The organism is Lentzea flava, assembly GCF_014648475.1.
Lineage (GTDB): Bacteria > Actinomycetota > Actinomycetes > Mycobacteriales > Pseudonocardiaceae > Lentzea > Lentzea flava.
In genome coordinates this window covers 117,191-135,407 of the sequence record NZ_BMRE01000014.1, presented here as the reverse complement: position 1 = coordinate 135,407, position 18,217 = coordinate 117,191, and the positions used below count along the sequence as shown (strand labels likewise).

Sequence of the window (18,217 nt, the reverse complement as noted above, 5' to 3'; positions counted from 1 at the left end):
CGAAAGGATCGAGGAGAGTCATGACCAACCCGTTCGAGGACCCGCAGGGCCGGTTCTTCGTGCTCGTCAACGACGAACAGCAGCACTCGCTGTGGCCGACGTTCGCGGAGGTGCCCGCCGGGTGGACCAAGGTCTTCGGCGAGGACAGCCGCGACGCCTGCCTGGCGTACGTGGAGGAGAACTGGACCGACCTGCGTCCCGCCTCTATCCGCTGAGGTAGTCCGCGAACGTCCGCTCGCCCACCGCGCGGCCGGGAGTCAGGTTCCCGCCCGCGCGGTAGGCGCGGTACGTCGCTCCCGGCACCTTCAACGGCACCAGTGTGCGCTTCTTTCCCGTTGCGGCCAGGTACATCCGTGCGAAGTCGACGGCCTCACGGATCTCGGGGCCGCCCATCTCCGGTGCGATGCCGGACGGCGCCGCCTGGGCGAGCGAGGCCAGTTCCACGCCGACCTCGGCCTCGTCGACCGGCTGGAACGCGAAGCCCGGCACGAGCATCAGCGGCAGCTTCGACGTGCTGTCGAACATGCGGCGCAGCAACGAGTGGAACTGCGTGGCGCGCAGGATCGTGTGCGGCACACCGGAGCCGGCGATCAGGCGCTCGGCCGCGTGCTTCTGCTTGTAGTACGGGAGCGGGACGCGGTCGCAGCCGACGATCGAGATGTAGACGAGGTGCGCGGGCCTGGCCGACAGCACCGCCCGTGCCATGTCGACCTCGCGGCGGAACGACGTGGCGCAATGCACCACAACGTCCGCGCGCAGTGCACTCAAACCCGTGCCGCGCAACAGATCCGTGCCAGTGGACCGCGAGACGGCCTTCGCGCCCGGCAACGCGGCGACGACATGCCTGCCCAGCGAGCCGGTGCCACCCGTGACGACGAATGTCATGCCTCCACCCTGACACGGTGGTAGTGCGCCAGCACGACGGTGCCGGTCACCGCGCCGATCGCGCTGATCACGAGACCTGCCTGGGTGAGCCCGCTCATGCCGGTGCCCTCGCCGAGCAGCTTGATGCCGATCCACGCCGCCACGATCGGGTTCACGACGGTCTGCCCGGCCACGACGACGTCCGGCGGCCCCGCGGCGTACCCGAGCTGGATGAACCAGGCCCCCACGAGGAAGGCCACGGCCAGTCCGGTCAACGAGAGCCACTCGATCCGCGGCAGCGTGGTCGTGACGTCGCGGACCAGCACGGCGACGAGCCCGTACGCGATCCCGGCGCCCACGGCGAGAGCCAGCGCGCGGACCGCCCCTGTCTGGAAGGTCGCCACCACCGTGCAGACGAGCACTCCCGCGAGCACGAGTTGCCCGGCCTGCAACGCGACCTTCGCCGACACCTCGGTCGGCACGGCCTCGCCCGCTGTGATCGACACGAACACCACGATGCCGGCGGTGGCGACCAGCACCGCCACCGCGAGCAGTCCGGTGATCCTCCGCGCCCGCGCCACCGCGATGATCGGGATGGCCAGCGCGTTCAACGGAGCCACCACGGAAACGGGTGCGAGAGCCAGTGCGAGGACCTGCAGGACCGCGCACGCCAGCAGGATCAGGAACCCGTAGACCCACCGGCGTGACGACATCAGCCGGTACGCCGAGGTCAGCTTCAGGCCGGGTACTTCCCGCACACCGGCGTGCTGCCACATCGCGCCGAGCGCGCTGCACCCGGCGGCGAGCACCGCGCACAGGATCGCGACCCCGACCACGTGCCAATCCTACGCCGCTACTGCTATGGTTCATTACATGAGTAACGAACCAAGGAAGTAGCGATGTTCGACGACCGGAGCCCGATCTACCGCCAGATCGCCGACCGGATCAAGGCGGACGTGCTCAGCGGTGCGTTGAAGGCGGACGAGCAGGTCATGTCGACCAACCAGTACGCCGCCTACTACCGGATCAACCCGGCGACCGCGGCGAAGGCGTTTCAGCAGCTCGTGGACGAGAAGGTGCTCTACAAGAAGAGGGGGATCGGGATGTTCGTGAGCGCGCAGGCTCGCGACATGCTGCGGGCACAGGGGAGGGAGACCTTCTTCGGCGAGGTCGTGGACCCGATGGTCGCGGAGGCGCGGGCCATCGGCATTCCGCTCGCCGACGTCATCCGCCGCATCGAGCAGCACGAGAAGGGGGCCGTGTGATGCGCGTCGACGTGCAGGGCTTGACGGTGCGTTACGGGGACGTCACCGCCATCGACGACATGAGCTTTTCGTTGTCGGGAAACAAGATTTACGGCCTGCTCGGGCGCAACGGCTCCGGCAAGACCAGCCTGATGTCGGCGCTCGCCGGGTACCGCAGGCCGATCGGTTCCGTGCGGCTCGACGGTGAGCCGGTCTTCGAGAACGCCGCCGCGATGGGGAAGGTGTGCCTGGTGCGCCACAGCGCCGACGCCGCGGACAAGGGCGACAAGGTCTCCTACGTGCTGGAGTACGGCGCGGCTTGGCGCGACACGTGGGACAACGCGTACGCGCTCGACCTGGTCGAGCTGTTCAAGATCCCGCTGAAGACCAAGGTCGGCGAGCTGTCGCTGGGGCAGCGGTCCGCGCTGGGCGTCGTGATCGCGCTCGCCAGCCGCTCGCCGCTCACGATGCTCGACGAGTCGCACCTCGGCATGGACACGCCAACCCGGTACGCGTTCTACGACGCCCTGCTCAACGACTTCATGGCCCACCCGCGCACGATCATCATCTCCACCCACCTCATCGAGGAGCTGGCCTCACTGCTGGAGGAGGTCGTGATCATCGACAACGGCCGGCTGGTGCTGCAGGAGGAGGCGGACGTGCTGCGCTCGCGCGGCACCGAGGTCACGGGCAACGCCGCCGACGTCGACGAGTTCACCGCCGGGCTGACCGTGCTGAGCGAGAGGTCGTTGGGGCGCACCAAGGCCGCGATGGTCTACGGGAGCCTGGACGACGAGCAGCTGATCCGCGCGCGTCAGCTCGGGCTGGAGCTCGGCCCGATCGCGTTGCAGGACCTGTTCGTCCACCTCACCGAACCGGTGGGAGGCAAGCGGTGAAGATCTTCCGGGTCCTGGCGAAGACGCTGACCGCGTACAGCGCGCTGGTGGCGGCGGGCGTGTTCGCGTTCGCCGTCGTGGTCACGTTCATCGTCTCGGCGTTCCGCGGTGTCGAGATCAGCGCGTGGAACGTCGTCACGTCGCAGATCGCGCGCTGGTTCCTGCTCTGGGTCGGCGTCTACGTGATCCACAACCTGCTGCCGATCGCGGTCGCGCACGGCCGCACCCGCCGCGAGTTCCTCGTTGCCGCATCGGGGTTCTCGGTGGTGCTCGCGCTGGCGATGGCCTTGGTCGCGTGGCTCGGGTTCGTGGTCGAGGGCGGGATCTACGCGGTGATGGACTGGCGTGCGGACGAGCACGGCACACCGCTCGCGTACTTCCTGATGTTCCTGGTCTGGTGCGCGGTCGGGATGTTCTGCGCGGCGGCGTTCGACCGGTTCGGTGCGGGCGGCATCTTCTCGGTGCCGGTCGGGCTCGCGCTGGCGGTCGTCACGACGGCGGGGATCCCGGGATCGGGGAACCTGCCGTTCATCCGCAACGTGCCGGTGCTGCTCGGCTCCGGCTGGCACGCCGTGTCGGTGCTGGCGTTCCTGATCGCGCTGGCGGGGACGTGGGCCGTCGCCAGGGACATGCCGATCCGGCTGCGCACTACCTGACGGCCAGCTCGGCCGTGCGGTGGCGCTCCATCAGCTCGACCACCTCGGCGGTCGGCGGGTGGGTGATCGCGGGTCCCGCCGAGCGCAGCACCTCCAGCGACTCGGTGAGATGCGCGTGGACGAACTGCTCGAGCGCGTCCGGATCGGTCGCCGCCAGCTGGATCTCCGCATCCGTCGGCATGCCGGGCATGTCGTGGCCGGCGTGGTTGTTCACGTACGGCGCGTCGAGCAGCTTCCGCAACTCCGCGAGCTCGGCCAGGCGGTTCTCCACCAGCTCGGGCTTTCCGGCGAGCTCCACGAGTTTCAACGCCTGCTCGTCGGTCGCGATCGCCAGTTCGACGAACGCGCGTTCCGTTGTGCCGTAAGTGTTCTGAGGTGGTGGTGGTTCCTGCTGGCAGGCCGAGAGGAGGACGCCTGCCAGCAGGAGCACGATCAGCCGTGGTTGCCGGCGTGATCGCATTTCATCACCACGTTGATGCAGTTGCGGACGCGGCGTTCCATCTCGGCACGCGGCCACACGTTGAAGAAGTCGCCGTGCATCGTCTGCCCGGTGCCGGACGAGAGCCTGACCCCGGCCGTGCTGCCGTTGACCGGATACCGCAGCACCATCCGCAGCTTCGGCACCGGAACCGGGTGCGTGGCAGGACATCCGCCCGCGACAGGGTAGGACATGTGCGACTTGTGGTCGGCGGAGTCGAGGTTGCGGCCGTCCCAGCACTGCGGGAAGTCCAGGTAGGTCTCCAGCATCGTGCCCGCCGGGCATTCCACGAAGTTCTTCGACGGGTTGACGTGACCCGCGTGCAGGCACGACCAGCGCGCGATGCTGTCGTGGTCGCCGGTGGCCTTGGCGTTGCCCGCCACGATCTTCAGCCCGTACGGCGTCGGCTGGATCGCCGCCGGGTTGTTCACGCCCTCACCGAGGTAGTAGAAGGTGATGCCGGTCGGGGCGATCGCGGTGTCGTTGCGGTACATGGTCGGAACCCAGTACGAGGAGATGTCCGCGGCCGGGTTGCAGTTTCCGGTCTGCCCCTCCAGCGACTGCAGGGTCGAGCGGGCGTTCGTCGAGTGGTTGCCGAAGAAGTCGTGGAAGTGCGAGGCACCGGCCAGGTTCGGCAGGACGATCGGGTCGTCGGGAAGGCGGTGACTGAGTTGACAGTCCGCGACGAACTCGGCGACGCGGACGGGTTCTCCTTGCGCGGTAACGGGAACGCTGAGCACGCCGGCGGCCAGCGCGAGGACGGCGGCCAGCTGGGACAAGGGCTTCTTCATTGAAGCCTCCTCTCCGCTGCAGGGGGCGGGCGGTTAGGAGAGCGCTCTCACGTCAGTCGAGCATGGCCCAGTCGTCTGGGGGCGTCAATCCGCAAGAAATGTTCAGTAGTACCGGTTTTCTTGACATCGCCTGCCCGCTGCGCCGACGCTCGGAATCCTCCAGGGCGCTCTCACGGTCCCGTTCTCCGTCCTAGGAGCATCCATGTCAGGCAGGCTTCAACGAGGAAGACTCCCGCTCGCCGCCGCGGCACTGGTCGCGGCCTCCCTGCTCGTCCCGGTCCACGCGGCTGCCGCCGGTCCGCTGCTCTCGCAAGGCCGTCCCGTCACGGCCTCCAGCAGTGAGAACGCTGCTTTCACCCCGGCCGCGGCGGTGGACGGCGACCTGGGCACCCGCTGGTCGAGCGAGTTCGGCGACCCGCAATGGATCCAGATGGATCTCGGCACGACGGCGAAGGTCGACCAGGTGACGCTCGCGTGGGAAACCGCGCACGCCAAGGCGTTCAGCCTCAGGATCTCTCCGGACGGCAACACCTGGAACGATTTGTACAGCACCGCGACCGGGCCGGGCGGCACGCAGACACTCACCGTCAACGGCACCGGCAGGTACGTCCGGCTCGACCTGACCGAACGCGCCACCCAGTGGGGTTACTCGCTGTGGGAGTTCCAGGTGTTCGGCACGCGCGACACCGGAACCGCGGAAACCCTGCTCTCGTACGGCAAACAGGGCGCGGCGTCGACGTTCCAGGACGACGCGAACTGCGGGCAGTGCGTCCCGGCCAAGGCGTTCGACCGCGATCCCGCCACCCGCTGGGCGACCAGTGCGACGACCGGCTGGGTCGATCCCGGCTGGATCTCCGTCGACCTGGGAGCACCGGCGAGGATCTCGAAGGTCGTGCTGCAGTGGGACCCGGCCTTCGCGACGGCTTACAAACTCGAAGTGTCCGACGACAACGCGAACTGGCGCGAGATCTACTCGACGACGACGGGCCGCGGTTTCAAGGAGACGCTGACGGTCAGCGGCCAGGGCCGGTACGTCAGGATGTTCGGCACGGCGAGGTCGAACGGCTACGGCTACTCGCTGTGGGAGTTCCAGGTCTACGGCACCGGAGGCAACCCCACACCCGCTCCGCCGCTGCCACCGGACCCGTCGTTCCCCGGCCGGCTCGTGTGGGCCGACGAGTTCAACGCTCCCGCGGGCACCGGGCCGGACGCCTCGAAGTGGCAGGCGGAGACCGGGCCGGGCGTGAACAACGAGCTGCAGTACTACACGAACAACAACAACGCCCGGCACGACGGCAACGGCAACCTGGTGCTGCAGGCGCGCAGGGAGGTCACGCCGGGCAGCACGTGCCCACGGGATCCGATCAGCGGCAGCACGACGTGCCAGTACACGTCGGCGCGGCTCAACACGCACGGCAGGTTCAGCTTCACCTACGGCCGGGTCGAGGCACGCGTCAAGGTGTCGACGACGCAGGGGCTGTGGCCTGCGTTCTGGTTGCTGGGCGCGGACTTCTTCGACCAGCGCACGCCGTGGCCGAACTGCGGCGAGATCGACGTCATGGAGCACGTCGGCCGCGAACCGAACCGGGTGTACTCGACGCTGCACGCGCCCGCCTACAACGGCGCGGGCGGGTTCGGGCAGCCGCTCGACCTCAGCACAGCGGCGGGGTCGGCGTTCCGCACGTTCGCGGTCGAGTGGGACTCCAGCCACATGACGTTCAGCGTCGACGGGAACCGCTTCTTCACCGTCGACAGGAACCAGCTGGAGTCGACACGCGGACCGTGGGTCTACGACCACCCGTTCTTCATCATCATCAACAACGCGGTGGGCGGCGACTTCCCCGGCCCGCCGGGACCGGGGACGCAGCTGCCGCAGGACATGGTGCTCGACTACGTCAGGGTGTACCAGTGATCGGGACCCCGGCCGGCGCTGAGACGTCGAACGCCTCGCTGACCGCCTCGATCTCGATCTGCGCGGTTTCCCCCGCGGCCAGCGGGATCGCGGGCACGAAGTACGCGTCGTTCGTCGTGCCGCCGAGGAAGATGCGCCCGGCACCCGTCCCCTGGTAGACGCGGTACTGCCGGACGGAACCGGGCGAGCGCGTCCAGGTGAGCCGTGCCGACACCGTCGTGGCGTTGGTGCGGCTCACCTGCACGACCTGGACGTTCGCCGGTGCCGTCGGCGGGGTCATGACCGGGTCAGTCACACCGATCCGGCCGATCAGAGCGGTGATCGGGCCGCCGGGCAGGACCCGCAGCGCGATCTCCGTCAGCGTCGCGCCGGAGTGCTCGCCGAGCGGGAACACGCTGCGCCGCCACGCCCCGGAGACGCCACCGAGGTCCAGGACCTTCTCGGCGCTGCCGATCCGCAGCACGGCCTGCAGCCGCGAGGGCCCGGTGCCGGTGCGGTGCACGATCTCGAACTGGCTGTTCCCGGTCAGCCGCAACGACGTCGCGAACAACCGGACGTCGTTGGCGGACACCGGTGTTCCGGTGATCTTGAGCGCCGTCCCGCCGTCGTACGGGTCGTCCCAGTCGAGTGACGGCACGACCTTCGTCCCGGCGCCGGTGACGCTCCACCGCCACGTCGGCAGCACGTCCTGCAGCGAGAGGTTGTTCCACGCCTGGGAGGACCGCACGGTGCCGTTGACCGCGAACTTCCTGCCGTGCCCGGTGTTGAAGTTCGTCACGAACGGCAGCGAGGTGATCGGCGTCAGCTCGGTGATGTGGTGCGCGATGCCCTTCCAGCTCGCCGTCGACGTGGTGTTGGACGGGTCGCCGTTCGGTCCGACCCAGAACCTGTTGTCCCGCGCGTAGAAGTCGGCGGGACCGGTCGACGACTTGAACGTCCACTCGGGACGGTAGAAGCCGAGCGACGTGACGTGCGGTTTGCCCTCGGGGAAGACCGAGGCCCAGCCGACGCTCGTGTTGTAGCCGTTCGCCTCGACGTCCACACCGGACGCGAGGTCGTACGGGCTGCGGCCCATCTGCCCGGCCAGTGCCGCCGAGTTCGCGAGGCCCTGCGTGCTCCACCAGAAGTTCAGGAACATCTCGTCGGACTGCTCGAAGAACATCTTGTTCCGCGCGGTCAGGGCGTTCTGCCACGAGACGCTGCCGGAGTCGGTCATCGCGTCGTACCAGATGACCCGCAGCCCGCTCCTGCGCAAGTAGACGATGAAGTCGCGCATGTCGTTCGCGAGCCGGGTGTCGCCGCCGGCGGTCTCCTGGTTGAGGAACCAGCCGTCGAACCCGTGGTGCCGCGCGACCTGGATCATCTTGTCCGCCACCGGGAACCTGTCGCCCTCGCGCCGGACGAAGTCGCGGACCCACTGGATCTGGCCGCCGTAGGCGGTGGGCGGCAGGAACACGTTGCCGATCACGCGGACACCGTTGCGGTGCGCGGCATCGGTGACGGTCGGGTTCGGCGCGAGGATCAGGCCCTCCGACGCGGAACCGCCCCAGAACACCAGTTCGTCGATGTACTGCCAGTAGTTCGTGGCGTAGTAGTTCATGTCGAGCGAGCCCTGCGACGGGTTGTTGCTCGTCGGCGCGTACGCCACCAACGCCTGCACGCGCGCTTCACCGGCGTGGGCGTGCGGGTTGGCCGGACGTGCCGGGACGACCCGTCGCGCCAGCGGCACCGTGCTGCGGTTGTACCGCGCGTCCCGGTCGGTCGACGGATCCCAGTCGAGGATCGTGGCCGGGTGCCAGTACGACGCGTACGGTTGCGCGGCTTCGGCGGCGGACGCGGGAGTCTCGGACAGCAGACCGGTCAACGCCACCGTCGAGCTCAGAACGAGGAACTGTCTCCGAGTGGGCACGCGATCACCCTTGTGCGCCATCCGATTCGCCGCATACCGCTTCTTCAGCGACTCCATCGGACGACAATTCGGCGATCGGCTGCGCTCGGTGACCGGGGACGGGCCGGTGACGTCCGTTGGAACGGCGTCGAAACGTTTCCGCAACCATCCATGTGGCCGAAAGCCGAATTGGCTACTGAGCGGTAGCGTTGGGGAGCTGTCGCAAATTGGTACCCCTGCAACCAATTGAGGTGACATCGTCGTGCGCATCAAAGCCGTGCTTGCGGCGCTCGTCCTGACACTCGTCCCGGCCACCGCGAACGCGGCGGCCAACCCCTACGAACGCGGCCCGGCTCCCACGGCCGCATCGGTCGAGGCCGCTCGTGGCACCTTCGCCGTCACGTCGGCCACCGTCGCCCGCCAGTCGAACTTCGGCGGCGGCACCGTCTACACGCCGACCAGTGACCTCACGTTCGGTGCTGTCGCCATCTCACCCGGTTTCACCGCCACCCAGACGTCCGTCGCGCACTTCGGTCCGCGGCTCGCGTCCTACGGGTTCGTGGTGATCACCATCAACACGCTGTCCGGCTGGGACGACCCCGACAGCCGCGGCCGCCAGCTGCTCGCGGCGCTCGACCACGTCGTCCGCACCAACCCGCGCGTCGACGCCTCGCGCCTCGCCGTGATGGGCCACTCCATGGGTGGCGGCGGAGCCCTGCGCGCCGCCGCGACGCGTCCCGCCCTGCAGGCCTCGATCCCGCTGGCCGGCTGGCACACCACCAAGAACTGGTCGACCGTCGGGGTGCCCACCATGCTGGTCGGCGGCCAGAACGACCCCACCGCCCCGGATTCGCAGCACTCGCTGCCGTTCTACAACTCGATCACGGCCGCACCCGACAAGGCCTTCGTCGAGCTGCGCGGCGGCGACCACTCCGATCCGCGCAGCGACAACGTCACGGTCCGCAAGTACACGCTGTCGTGGCTGAAGCGGTTCGTCGACAACGACCTGCGCTACGACCAGTTCCTGTGTCCGGCGCCCGCGCCGAACACGCTCATCTCGGCGTACCTCGACACCTGTCCGCACGCCTGACCCCTGTCGGGCGCGGTGCCGGCGTGCGACGGCCCGGCACCGCGCCCGCGGTCACGACTCCCTGGTGAAGGGACGCGGCAAGCCCTCGGGCAGCTCGATCGGCACGGTGTAGAACCGGAGCTCGTGGCCGTCCGGGTCGTGCACGCCCAGCAGCACCCAGCCGACCGGCGTCCTGAGGACTCCGGCGTGGTCGACGCCGTGTTCGGTGAGGTGTGCCGCGAGACCCTCGATGGCCTCCTGACCCGGCACACCGATGGCGAAGTAGTCGAACCCCGCTGCGGCGGCCGTGCGATCGGGGTTGAGCCGCAGCGCGAGCTCCGGTCCGCCGCGGGGGTGGTCCATGGACACGCCCATCCGCACGCCCTGCTCGACGAAGTTCACCGCCAGCTCGTAGCCGAGGTTCGTCGTGTACCAGTCCAGTGACTTCTCCAGGTCGGACACCGGCAGCTTCAAGTGGTGGATGCCGTCCAGCAGCGGTGTGCTCATGATCGTTACCCCTGATTGCAGTGAGACTGCATGTATGCAGTTAGACTGCAACATGTGCCAGACGACGTCAACAGGGATTTGCGAGCGGCGCGCCGGGCGGACACCGAGGTCCGGATCATCGAGGCGGCCACCGAGCTGTTCACCGACCGCGGCTACGTCGCCACGACGCTCGCCGACGTGGCGAAACACGCGGGGGTGGGGGCTCGCACGGTGTACGTGCGGTTCGCGACCAAGGCGGTGCTGCTGCAGCGCTGCCTCGACGTGGCGATCGCGGGGGACTACCACCGCGTGGCCGTGCCCGACCGGGACTGGTTCCAGAAGGCGATGAACGCGCCGACGGTCGAGGAACGCATCGCGCGCATGGCCTCGATCAGCGCGCAGCTGATGGCCCGCACGGGGGCGCTTCTCCAAGTGGCACAACAGGCCGAGGCGATCGAGCCGGAGATCGCGGAACGCGCGCAGGCGGCTCGTGCGCAGACGCACCAGGCCATCGGCGGCTTCTTCCGGAAGCTGGCCGCCGACGGCCTGATCTCGAACGAGAACATCGACTGGGTCGCGCGGACGGGGGCGGTGCTCGGCCAGGCCGAGACCTACCTGCTGCTCACCAGGACGACGGAGCAGACGATCGAGGAGTACGAGTCGTGGCTGGTGGAAACCTGGTCACGACTCGTACTCGCTCACTCGTAGGCGATCGCGTCCAGCACGTTCAGCCGAGCCGCGCGGATCGCGGGCAGGATCGCCGCGATCACACCGACGACCGCGGCCACCACCAGGTACTGGACCATGGTCATCCAGGGGAACCCGATCTCCGTGATGCCCTGGTCCTTCAACGCCTGCACGGTCGCGAGCCCGAGCGCCACACCGACCGCGAGGCCGAGCACCGCGCCGAACACCGAGATCACCACCGACTCGACGGTGATCATCCGCATCACCTGCGCCCGCCGCATGCCGATGGCCCGCAGCAGACCCAGCTCGCGGGTCCGCTCGATCACCGACAGCGCCAGGGTGTTGATGACGCCGAGGACCGCGATCAGGATCGCCAGCGCCAGCAGGATCTGGATCATCAGCAGGACCGTGTCGAACTGCGAGGTCGTCTGCTTCACGAACGCGCTGCGGTCCTGCACGGAGATCTCCGGGTTGTCGGCGAACAGCGGCTCGACGCGCTTCTGCACGTCCGCCACCGACGCACCCGGCTTCACCTGCAGGAACGCCTGGCCGATGCCGTCGGACCGGAAGTCCTTCCCGGCGGAGGCCGGCAGCACCAGCGCGCCCTGCAACACCTGCGTCTTGGCCCAGATGAACCCGACGGTGAACGTCTTGGGCTCACTCGCCCTGGCCAGCTGCAGGGTCACCTTCGTGCCGAGCGACCAGCCCTTCTCCGCGGCCTGCGCCTCCGACAACGCCAGCTGGTCGTCGCGCAGCGGCGCGATCTCACCGGAGTGGGGCTTGAGGCCGAACATCTGCTTCATCGCCGGCACGTCCGAGACGGCGACCGCGAACAGCTGGTCCTCGCCCTGCAGCACGCCGTCCGACGACCAGCCGAACGCCGAGCTGACGCCGTCGGTCTGCTCGACCTTCTTCAGCACCTCCGGCTTGAACGTCGCGGGCATGCCCTCCATCTGGCCCTCGCCGGAGATGATCAGGTCGGTCTGGATCTGGCCGGCGGCCAGCTTCTCGATCGACTTGGTCGCCGACGTCAGCACCACGCTCACGCCGGTGATCAGCGAGATGCCGACCATCAGCGCGGCCGCGGTGATCGCGGTCCTGCGCGGGTTGCGCGCGGAGTTGCGGCGCCCCAGCAGTCCCGGCATCGACCACGACAGCAGGCGGCCGATCAGCGACACCATCGGCTTGGACAGCAGCGGGGTCAGCAGCGCCACGCCCACGAACGCCACCAGGATGCCGCCGAAGATCAACGGCAGCGACGCCTGCTTGAACCCGAAGCCCAGCGCCGTGCCACCCGCGGCGGCCACCAGGGCGCCGATGATCGTGACCTTCGTCAGCGGCCGGTCCGGCGTCGCCGCCTCGCGCATCGCCGCGACCGGTGCGATCCGCGACGCCCGCAGCGCCGGCATGACCGCCGCGACGACCGTGACGACGATGCCGACCGCGAACGACGAGATCACCGCGGACATCGGCACACCGATGCCCGCGAGCTGGAGGTTCGTCCCGCCCACCGAGCTGAAGATCTTCGCCAGCAACGCGCCGATGCCGATCCCTGCCCCGAGACCGACGACGGACGCGATGAGGCCGATCACGAACGCCTCCAGCACCACGGACCCGATGACCTGGCCGCGCGAGGCACCCATCGACCGCAGCAGCGCGAGCTCACGCGTGCGCTGGGCGACGATGATGGAGAACGTGTTGAGGATGATGAAGATGCCGACGAACAACGCGATGCCGGCGAACCCGAGCAGCACGTAGTTGAAGAACTTCAGGCCTTCGTTGACCTGGTCGGCCTGCTCCTTCGCCAGTGCCGCACCGGTTTTCACCTCGTAGGCGGAGCCGAGCTTGGCCGCGACGGCGTCCCGCAGCGCGTCCTCGGACGTGCCGTTCGCCGCCGTCACGGTGATCGACGAGAACGCGTCCTTGCGGCCCAGCAACAACTGCTGCGCGACCGGCTCGGTGAAGGCCACCGACAGCTCGCCGCCCAGCGAGTCGCGCCCGCCCGCGTACTCGTAGATGCCGGTGATCTTGAAGGTCTTCTTGGGTTCCAGCGTGAGCAGCGCGATGTCGTCGCCCACCTTGAACTGACCCGACGACGCGAGGTACGCGCCGACGATGACCTCGTCGTCGGCCTGCGGTGCCCTGCCCTCCCGGATCTTCTCCTGACCGGTGCCCGTCCAGTTGGAGCCGAACCGCGGCGCCCCGGACGTGGTCATCACCTTGCCGTTCTTGCCGATCGGCCGCGCGGAGCCCTGCACGTCCCCGACGGCCGATGCCACGCCCGGCACCGACTTCACGTCGGCGACGGCCTGCGGCGTGATCGGCTGGGGTTCCTTGCCCTTCTCCGTCTTCGGCGACACCGAAACGTCCACATTGGCGAAAGCCGACGAGAACAGGTCGGTGAACGACCGCTGCAGCGTGTCGGTCAGCACGAACGAGCCGGACACGAACATCACGCCCAGCACCACCGCGAGCGCGGACAGCACCAAGCGGAGCTTGCGCGACAGCAAGCTCTTGATAGTGGCCTTAAACATGCGGCACCACGACACCGTCAAGGTGCTTCATCGTGTCCAGAACTTCCTCGGCCGACGGCGAGAGCAGCTCGCGCACGATGAGGCCGTCCTTGAGGAAGATGACGCGGTCGGCGTACGACGCGGCGTTCGGGTCGTGCGTGACCATCACGATCGTCTGCCCGAACTCACGCGCGGACCGCTGCAGGAACCCCAGAACCTCCGCACCGGACTGCGAGTCCAGGTTGCCGGTCGGCTCGTCCGCGAACACGACGTCCGGCCGCGACACCAGCGCACGCGCACACGCCACGCGCTGCTGCTGACCACCCGACAGCTGCGTCGGCCGGTGCGTGAGCCGGTCGCGCAACCCGACCGTGTCCACGACGACGTCGAACCACGCGCGGTCGACCTTCTTGCCACCGATCGCGAGCGGCAGCGTGATGTTCTCCTCCGCCGTCAGCGTCGGCAGCAGGTTGAACTGCTGGAAGATGAAGCCGACCTTGTCGCGCCGCAACTCCGTGAGACCGCGGTCCTTCAGCCCGGTGACCTTCGTGTCACCGATCCACACCTCGCCCCGCGTCACGTCGTCCAGGCCCGCGAGGCAGTGCATCAACGTGGACTTGCCCGACCCCGACGGCCCCATGATCGCCGTGAACCTGGACTTCTCCAGCTCGACGCTCACCCCCGCGAGCGCGGTCACGGCAGCGTCGCCGGACCCGTATTCCTTCCACACGTCAACGGCTCTTGCCGCGACTCCATCGGACGCGCTCACTGTCTGTCCCCTCCTGTGGGTCTCGTGCGCACCATCTTCGGCGACACGGGCACACCGAAGGGTCAGGTCTTCCACTGAGATGACCCTGAGATTAACCCCGGTGACCCGCCCCCGGCCGCCACGCTGAGAGAACTCTCAGCTGCACTGCGTATGCGCGCGCATGCGGTGCGGAGGAAACGGTATTTCACAGGCGGGACAGTGTCTTCCGCCTTCCGATGACTAGGCCGTCAACTTCCGTCGCATTGGGACGGTTGGTTCCATTCGCCATGAAACCAGTTCGACGCGCAGGCCTTCGCGCAACGCGTTCTCGGCGAGCCAGTGGTCGACGTCCTCGCGGTACGCGCGGGCCGGCCGCGGCCAGTGGTCGAGCCGTTCGAGGAACGCCGCGTTGCACGCGATCGGGCCACCCGGCGGTCGCACGCCGAGCACGAGTACGGGATCCTCTCCGGTGGTGAAGGAGGCGGCGGTGTCGTGCGCACCCCCGAAGAGGACCCGATCCGCACCCAACTCACGGGCTTTGTCCGCCACCCCGAAGAAAGCCGACCCGCGCCCGTGTGCGCGCACCACCAGCTGATGCGCACGGAAGTCGGTGTCGAGGAACTCATCGGCGTACGTTCCGTCATCGGCCAGCACCAGCACGTTCGTGCCGCCGGGAAGCTCCCCGACCTGCCCAGGATGCGTGATGCCGATGACCGTGATGCCCACACGACAATCCTGACGGACGTGTGTTAACCCTTGGCACCGCTCGCGTTAAACAAGTTTCGGCAGAACTTCCGTGCCGAACAGGCGAATCGTCTCGACGACCGACTCGTGCGGCAGCCCGCCGATGTCCACCATCACGAGGTGCGTGTCGATGGACAGCTGTTCCGCCAACGAGTTCAGCCGCTCGGCCACCTCGTCCGGCGTCCCGCACACCGCCGCGCCGTCCATGATCGCGTCCACGTCGACGTCACCGTCCCCGCGCCACGGATCGGCGAACCGCGCGTACTCGGCGAGGTGTGGCCGCCACCGTTCGCGCGCGTTCTCGTGCGCCACGAACACATGGCTGGGCACGCCGACCCGTCCGCCGGGGAAGCGTTCGCGGTACCGCTGCACGACCTCCGCGTAGATCAGGGGATCCCGCAGCGTCGACGGCAGCATCAGCGGCATCTTCAGCTCCGCGCCCAGATCGGCCGACACCGCCGACCCCGATCCGATCCACACGGTCGGCCGCGGCGCCTGCACCGGCCGCGGTGTCGTCGTCACGTGGCTCAACGGTCCGCGGAACCGGCCGTCCCAGCTCACCGCCGGCTCCTTGAGGAGCTTGATCAGCAACCGCAGGTGCTCCTCGAACCGCTCCCGCAGCTCACCCGGCCGCACGCCGAACGCCGCGTCGGTCTGCTGGTCGACCCCGCGCGCCACGATCAGCTCGGCCCTGCCGTTCGACAGCACGTCCAGGGTGGCGAGCGACTCGGCGACCAGCACCGGGTCGCGGTGCGCGAGCAGCGTCACCCCGGTGGAGAGCTTCAGCGTGGACGTCCGTGCCGCGACGCCGGCGAGCAGCAGCTCCGGCGCCGACACGATGTAGCGGGTGAAGTGGTGCTCGCCGATCGCGACGCCCGCGAAGCCCGACTCCTCCGCCACCACCGCCTGCTCGACCATCGCCCGCAGGCGGTCGGCCTGGGACACCTCCTCGCCCGTGCACGGGTTGGGCAGGTGGTCGCCCAGGATCAGCAGGTAGACGTCCATGCGCGCCATTTTTCCAGCGTTCCCGGCAAGATGGTTGACATGGTCACCAACAACGAGACCGACAGCCGCTACGAGCTCCACGTCGACGGCCAGCTGGCAGGGCAGCTCGACTACCAGCTCATCGGCGACGTCATCGCCCTGACGCACACCGAGGTCGACGAGGCCTACGCAGGTCAGGGCCTCGGCGCCGAGCTCGCGAAGTTCGCGCTCGACGACGCGCAGGCCCGCGGCCTCAAGGTCTCCCCGATCTGCCCGTTCGTGGCGAAGTACATCGACAAGCACCCCGAATACCGTGTTACCGTCCGGTAGGAATTACTTGCAGGCGCTAACAATCGCTAACAATGAGGTGAGCGGGCGTGTGGAGTGAACCGGGCGCGTTCGAGGTGGCACCAGGAGTGCACCGCATCCCGCTGCCCCTGCCGAACGACGGGTTGCGCGCGGTCAACGTCTACGCGATCGAGGACGGCGACGGCCTCGTCATGGTCGACTCGGGCTGGGCGCTGGACGAGGCGCGCGACCAGCTCGAGGCCGCGCTGGGCACGTTGAACAAGGGCTTCGAGGACATCCGGCGGTTCCTCGTCACGCACGTGCACCGCGACCACTTCACGATGGCGGTGTCGCTGCGGCGGATGTTCGGCGCCAAGATCGGGCTCGGCCTCGGCGAGCAGCCGTCGCTGCGGCACATCCTGCACGGGCAGACCGACCAGCACGTCGACGACCTGCGCAAATGGGGTGCGACCGAGCTGGCGGAGACGTGGATCAGGATCATGCACCACGTCGATCGCGGCGAGGCGCTGCGCGACTACGAGGAACCCGACGAGTGGCTCGTCCGCAGCACCGTCGACCTCGAACACCGCAAGCTGGAGGTCATCCCGACGCCCGGCCACACCCGCGGCCACGTCGTGTTCGTCGACCACACCGCGAAGGTGCTGTTCTCCGGCGACCACGTGCTGCCGCACATCACGCCGTCGATCGGCTTCGAGCCGTTGCGGCCCGAACTGCCGCTCGGCGACTACATGACGTCGCTCCGGCTCACCCGCGAGCTGCCGGACCTCAGGCTCCTGCCCGCTCACGGCCCCGTGACGGACAGCTCGCACGCTCGCGTGGACGAGCTGCTGCACCACCACGAACAGCGCCTGGAGGAGATCCTCAAGGCCGTGAGCGGCAGCGCGTTCGAGACCGCCCGCAAGATCGGCTGGACCCGCCGCCAGCGCCGGTTCGACGACCTCGACATGTTCAACCAGGTGCTGGCGATCGGTGAGACGGCCGCCCATCTCGACGTTCTGGTCGAACGTGGCGAATTGACCCGAACGGTGAACGGCGGCGTGCTCGAATATCAACCGTGACACCGCTGGAGCTGGCCGCCTGGACCTGGAAGATGCCTCGCAGAGGCAGGGGATTCTGGTTCTCGCTCGCGATCGACGTGCTGTGGCCGATCGTCGTGCTGTTCGTGCGGCTGCGGGTGCGCGGCAGGCAGCACGTGCCGGGCAGCGGCGGCGTGATCCTCGCGTTCAACCACCTGTCCAATGCGGACACCGTTGCCGCCGTCGTGTTCTCGCTGATGTCCGGCCGGGTGCCGCGCGTGCTCGCGAAGGCGTCGCTGTGGCGCACCCCGGTCATCGGCTGGGTCATGCGCTCCGGCGGGCACATCCCGGTGGAACGCGGGACGGTCAAGGCCGCGGAGGCGCTGAAGCCCGCGGTGGAGGCGTTGCGGGCGGGGGAGTGCGTGATGGTGTTCCCCGAGGGCACGTTCACGAACGATCCCGAGAACTGGCCCATGAAGGGCAAGTCCGGCGTCGCGCGGATGGCTCTGGAGAGCCAGGTGCCCGTGATCCCGGTCGCCGAGTGGGGCACGCAGGACCTGTTGCCCAGGGGCACGATCCTGCCGAGGTTGTTGCCGCGCAAGAAGATCGAGGTCGTCGCCGGCGCGCCCGTCGACCTGTCCGACCTCTACGACCTCGAGCTGACCGCCGAGGTGCTGGACGAGGCGACCGCGCGGGTCATGGACGCCATCACGACCATGCTGTCCGGCATACGTTCCGCGCAAACGGGTAGCCAAAAAGCATGACTGCGCCGAACGTGACCATCAGGCCTGGCGGAGACGGGCTCTGGGCGCCTGTCGTCCCCGAACCACGAGACGACCAGGAGTGGGTCGTCCAAGCCGACGACGATCCGTTGATCGTCCGAGGCGTCGACTGACCGACTGTCTAGACACACTAGACGCGTCTAGCTACCC

Annotated in this window: 21 protein-coding genes; 11 read left to right on the top strand and 10 right to left on the bottom strand. The window is 68.5% G+C overall.

Annotation, left to right across the window (positions count from 1 at the left end):
• Nucleotides 1-20 precede the first annotated feature (20 nt).
• The gene (locus IEZ09_RS18740; RefSeq protein ID WP_189255003.1) at nt 21-215 is read left to right on the top strand and encodes an MbtH family protein; all 195 of its coding nucleotides are present in this window, start codon (nt 21-23) and stop codon (nt 213-215) included.
• Here IEZ09_RS18740 and IEZ09_RS18735 read toward each other — a convergent pair.
• Together IEZ09_RS18735 and IEZ09_RS18730 are read right to left on the bottom strand one after the other, a co-directional pair.
• Nucleotides 205-885 (bottom strand): SDR family oxidoreductase, encoded by a 681-nt coding sequence (locus tag IEZ09_RS18735; protein WP_189255002.1) that lies wholly within the window; start codon nt 883-885, stop codon nt 205-207. The two genes, IEZ09_RS18740 and IEZ09_RS18735, sit on opposite strands and share 11 nt — an antisense overlap.
• The gene (locus IEZ09_RS18730) at nt 882-1,700 is read right to left on the bottom strand and encodes a DMT family protein (RefSeq protein ID WP_189255001.1); all 819 of its coding nucleotides are present in this window, start codon (nt 1,698-1,700) and stop codon (nt 882-884) included. The genes IEZ09_RS18735 and IEZ09_RS18730 overlap by 4 nt, the downstream gene beginning before the upstream one ends.
• A 63-nt stretch (nt 1,701-1,763) precedes the next feature.
• Here IEZ09_RS18730 and IEZ09_RS18725 point away from each other — a divergent pair, with 63 nt between their 5' ends.
• From IEZ09_RS18725 to IEZ09_RS18715, 3 genes are read left to right on the top strand one after another with little or no spacing between them, the layout of a single operon-like run.
• Nucleotides 1,764-2,129, top strand: a complete 366-nt coding sequence (locus tag IEZ09_RS18725; protein WP_189255000.1) for a GntR family transcriptional regulator — start codon at nt 1,764-1,766, stop codon at nt 2,127-2,129.
• Entirely contained in the window at nt 2,129-3,004 is an 876-nt protein-coding gene (locus tag IEZ09_RS18720; protein ID WP_189254999.1) for an ATP-binding cassette domain-containing protein, read from the top strand. Before IEZ09_RS18725 ends, IEZ09_RS18720 begins: the two co-directional genes overlap by 1 nt.
• Nucleotides 3,001-3,660, top strand: coding sequence for a hypothetical protein (locus IEZ09_RS18715; protein ID WP_189254998.1), 660 nt, complete (start codon nt 3,001-3,003; stop codon nt 3,658-3,660). The genes IEZ09_RS18720 and IEZ09_RS18715 overlap by 4 nt, the downstream gene beginning before the upstream one ends.
• On the opposite strand, the gene IEZ09_RS18710 is transcribed toward IEZ09_RS18715, so the two are convergent.
• Both IEZ09_RS18710 and IEZ09_RS18705 read right to left on the bottom strand, forming a co-directional pair.
• Entirely contained in the window at nt 3,653-4,120 is a 468-nt protein-coding gene (locus IEZ09_RS18710; RefSeq protein WP_189254997.1) for a hypothetical protein, read from the bottom strand. The two genes, IEZ09_RS18715 and IEZ09_RS18710, sit on opposite strands and share 8 nt — an antisense overlap.
• Entirely contained in the window at nt 4,093-4,929 is an 837-nt protein-coding gene (locus tag IEZ09_RS18705; protein ID WP_189254996.1) for a DUF1996 domain-containing protein, read from the bottom strand. The genes IEZ09_RS18710 and IEZ09_RS18705 overlap by 28 nt, the downstream gene beginning before the upstream one ends.
• A 202-nt stretch (nt 4,930-5,131) precedes the next feature.
• On the opposite strand from IEZ09_RS18705, the gene IEZ09_RS18700 reads away from it, so the two are divergent.
• Nucleotides 5,132-6,841: a discoidin domain-containing protein gene (locus IEZ09_RS18700; RefSeq protein ID WP_189254995.1), complete on the top strand. Its 1,710-nt coding sequence runs from the start codon at nt 5,132-5,134 to the stop codon at nt 6,839-6,841.
• Here the strand turns inward: IEZ09_RS18700 and IEZ09_RS18695 are convergent.
• Nucleotides 6,825-8,750, bottom strand: a complete 1,926-nt coding sequence (locus IEZ09_RS18695; RefSeq protein WP_189254994.1) for an endo-beta-N-acetylglucosaminidase — start codon at nt 8,748-8,750, stop codon at nt 6,825-6,827. The two genes, IEZ09_RS18700 and IEZ09_RS18695, sit on opposite strands and share 17 nt — an antisense overlap.
• Nucleotides 8,751-8,991: 241 nt before the next feature.
• Here IEZ09_RS18695 and IEZ09_RS18690 point away from each other — a divergent pair, with 241 nt between their 5' ends.
• The gene (locus IEZ09_RS18690; protein WP_229812693.1) at nt 8,992-9,819 is read left to right on the top strand and encodes a poly(ethylene terephthalate) hydrolase family protein; all 828 of its coding nucleotides are present in this window, start codon (nt 8,992-8,994) and stop codon (nt 9,817-9,819) included.
• Between the two features lie 51 nt (nt 9,820-9,870).
• On the opposite strand, the gene IEZ09_RS18685 is transcribed toward IEZ09_RS18690, so the two are convergent.
• Nucleotides 9,871-10,305: a VOC family protein gene (locus IEZ09_RS18685; RefSeq protein WP_189254993.1), complete on the bottom strand. Its 435-nt coding sequence runs from the start codon at nt 10,303-10,305 to the stop codon at nt 9,871-9,873.
• Nucleotides 10,306-10,359: 54 nt separating this feature from the next.
• Between IEZ09_RS18685 and IEZ09_RS18680 the strand changes: the two genes are divergently transcribed.
• The gene (locus IEZ09_RS18680; RefSeq protein ID WP_189254992.1) at nt 10,360-10,992 is read left to right on the top strand and encodes a TetR/AcrR family transcriptional regulator; all 633 of its coding nucleotides are present in this window, start codon (nt 10,360-10,362) and stop codon (nt 10,990-10,992) included.
• Here the strand turns inward: IEZ09_RS18680 and IEZ09_RS18675 are convergent.
• The 4 genes from IEZ09_RS18675 to IEZ09_RS18660 all read right to left on the bottom strand — a co-directional run bounded on the left by IEZ09_RS18675 (nt 10,983) and on the right by IEZ09_RS18660 (nt 15,990).
• On the bottom strand, nt 10,983-13,505 hold the full coding sequence (locus tag IEZ09_RS18675; RefSeq protein ID WP_189254991.1) for an ABC transporter permease: 2,523 nt from the start codon (nt 13,503-13,505) through the stop codon (nt 10,983-10,985). The genes IEZ09_RS18680 and IEZ09_RS18675 overlap by 10 nt on opposite strands.
• Entirely contained in the window at nt 13,498-14,214 is a 717-nt protein-coding gene (locus tag IEZ09_RS18670; protein ID WP_229812692.1) for an ABC transporter ATP-binding protein, read from the bottom strand. The genes IEZ09_RS18675 and IEZ09_RS18670 overlap by 8 nt, the downstream gene beginning before the upstream one ends.
• A gap of 258 nt (nt 14,215-14,472) precedes the next feature.
• Nucleotides 14,473-14,958 (bottom strand): hypothetical protein, encoded by a 486-nt coding sequence (locus IEZ09_RS18665; RefSeq protein ID WP_189254989.1) that lies wholly within the window; start codon nt 14,956-14,958, stop codon nt 14,473-14,475.
• Nucleotides 14,959-15,003: 45 nt separating this feature from the next.
• Nucleotides 15,004-15,990, bottom strand: a complete 987-nt coding sequence (locus IEZ09_RS18660; RefSeq protein ID WP_189254988.1) for an LLM class flavin-dependent oxidoreductase — start codon at nt 15,988-15,990, stop codon at nt 15,004-15,006.
• 30 nt (nt 15,991-16,020) lie between these two features.
• On the opposite strand from IEZ09_RS18660, the gene IEZ09_RS18655 reads away from it, so the two are divergent.
• Genes IEZ09_RS18655 through IEZ09_RS47460 form a run of 4 tightly spaced genes read left to right on the top strand, consistent with a single transcriptional unit; the run spans nt 16,021 to nt 18,180 of the window.
• Nucleotides 16,021-16,290, top strand: a complete 270-nt coding sequence (locus IEZ09_RS18655; RefSeq protein ID WP_229812691.1) for a GNAT family N-acetyltransferase — start codon at nt 16,021-16,023, stop codon at nt 16,288-16,290.
• A gap of 47 nt (nt 16,291-16,337) precedes the next feature.
• Nucleotides 16,338-17,327: an MBL fold metallo-hydrolase gene (locus tag IEZ09_RS18650; protein ID WP_189254986.1), complete on the top strand. Its 990-nt coding sequence runs from the start codon at nt 16,338-16,340 to the stop codon at nt 17,325-17,327.
• A complete protein-coding gene (locus tag IEZ09_RS18645; RefSeq protein WP_229812690.1) occupies nt 17,324-18,049 on the top strand; it encodes a lysophospholipid acyltransferase family protein in 726 nt (241 codons plus the stop codon). The genes IEZ09_RS18650 and IEZ09_RS18645 overlap by 4 nt, the downstream gene beginning before the upstream one ends.
• Nucleotides 18,046-18,180, top strand: a complete 135-nt coding sequence (locus tag IEZ09_RS47460; protein ID WP_268247630.1) for a hypothetical protein — start codon at nt 18,046-18,048, stop codon at nt 18,178-18,180. Before IEZ09_RS18645 ends, IEZ09_RS47460 begins: the two co-directional genes overlap by 4 nt.
• The last annotated feature ends 37 nt before the right edge of the window (nt 18,181-18,217 follow it).

Bases quoted from the DNA above. Each gene is read 5' to 3' on its own strand.
- IEZ09_RS18725 (WP_189255000.1), top strand. From the start codon at position 1,764: ATGTTCGACGACCGGAGCCCGATCTACCGCCAGATCGCCGACCGGATC.
- IEZ09_RS18655 (WP_229812691.1), top strand. From the start codon at position 16,021: ATGGTCACCAACAACGAGACCGACAGCCGCTACGAGCTCCACGTCGAC.
- IEZ09_RS18705 (WP_189254996.1), bottom strand. From the start codon at position 4,929: ATGAAGAAGCCCTTGTCCCAGCTGGCCGCCGTCCTCGCGCTGGCCGCC.
- IEZ09_RS18720 (WP_189254999.1), top strand. From the start codon at position 2,129: ATGCGCGTCGACGTGCAGGGCTTGACGGTGCGTTACGGGGACGTCACC.
- IEZ09_RS18710 (WP_189254997.1), bottom strand. From the start codon at position 4,120: ATGCGATCACGCCGGCAACCACGGCTGATCGTGCTCCTGCTGGCAGGC.
- IEZ09_RS18740 (WP_189255003.1), top strand. From the start codon at position 21: ATGACCAACCCGTTCGAGGACCCGCAGGGCCGGTTCTTCGTGCTCGTC.
- IEZ09_RS18735 (WP_189255002.1), bottom strand. From the start codon at position 885: ATGACATTCGTCGTCACGGGTGGCACCGGCTCGCTGGGCAGGCATGTC.
- IEZ09_RS18685 (WP_189254993.1), bottom strand. From the start codon at position 10,305: ATGAGCACACCGCTGCTGGACGGCATCCACCACTTGAAGCTGCCGGTG.
- IEZ09_RS18660 (WP_189254988.1), bottom strand. From the start codon at position 15,990: ATGGCGCGCATGGACGTCTACCTGCTGATCCTGGGCGACCACCTGCCC.
- IEZ09_RS18675 (WP_189254991.1), bottom strand. From the start codon at position 13,505: ATGTTTAAGGCCACTATCAAGAGCTTGCTGTCGCGCAAGCTCCGCTTG.
- IEZ09_RS18700 (WP_189254995.1), top strand. From the start codon at position 5,132: ATGTCAGGCAGGCTTCAACGAGGAAGACTCCCGCTCGCCGCCGCGGCA.
- IEZ09_RS47460 (WP_268247630.1), top strand. From the start codon at position 18,046: ATGACTGCGCCGAACGTGACCATCAGGCCTGGCGGAGACGGGCTCTGG.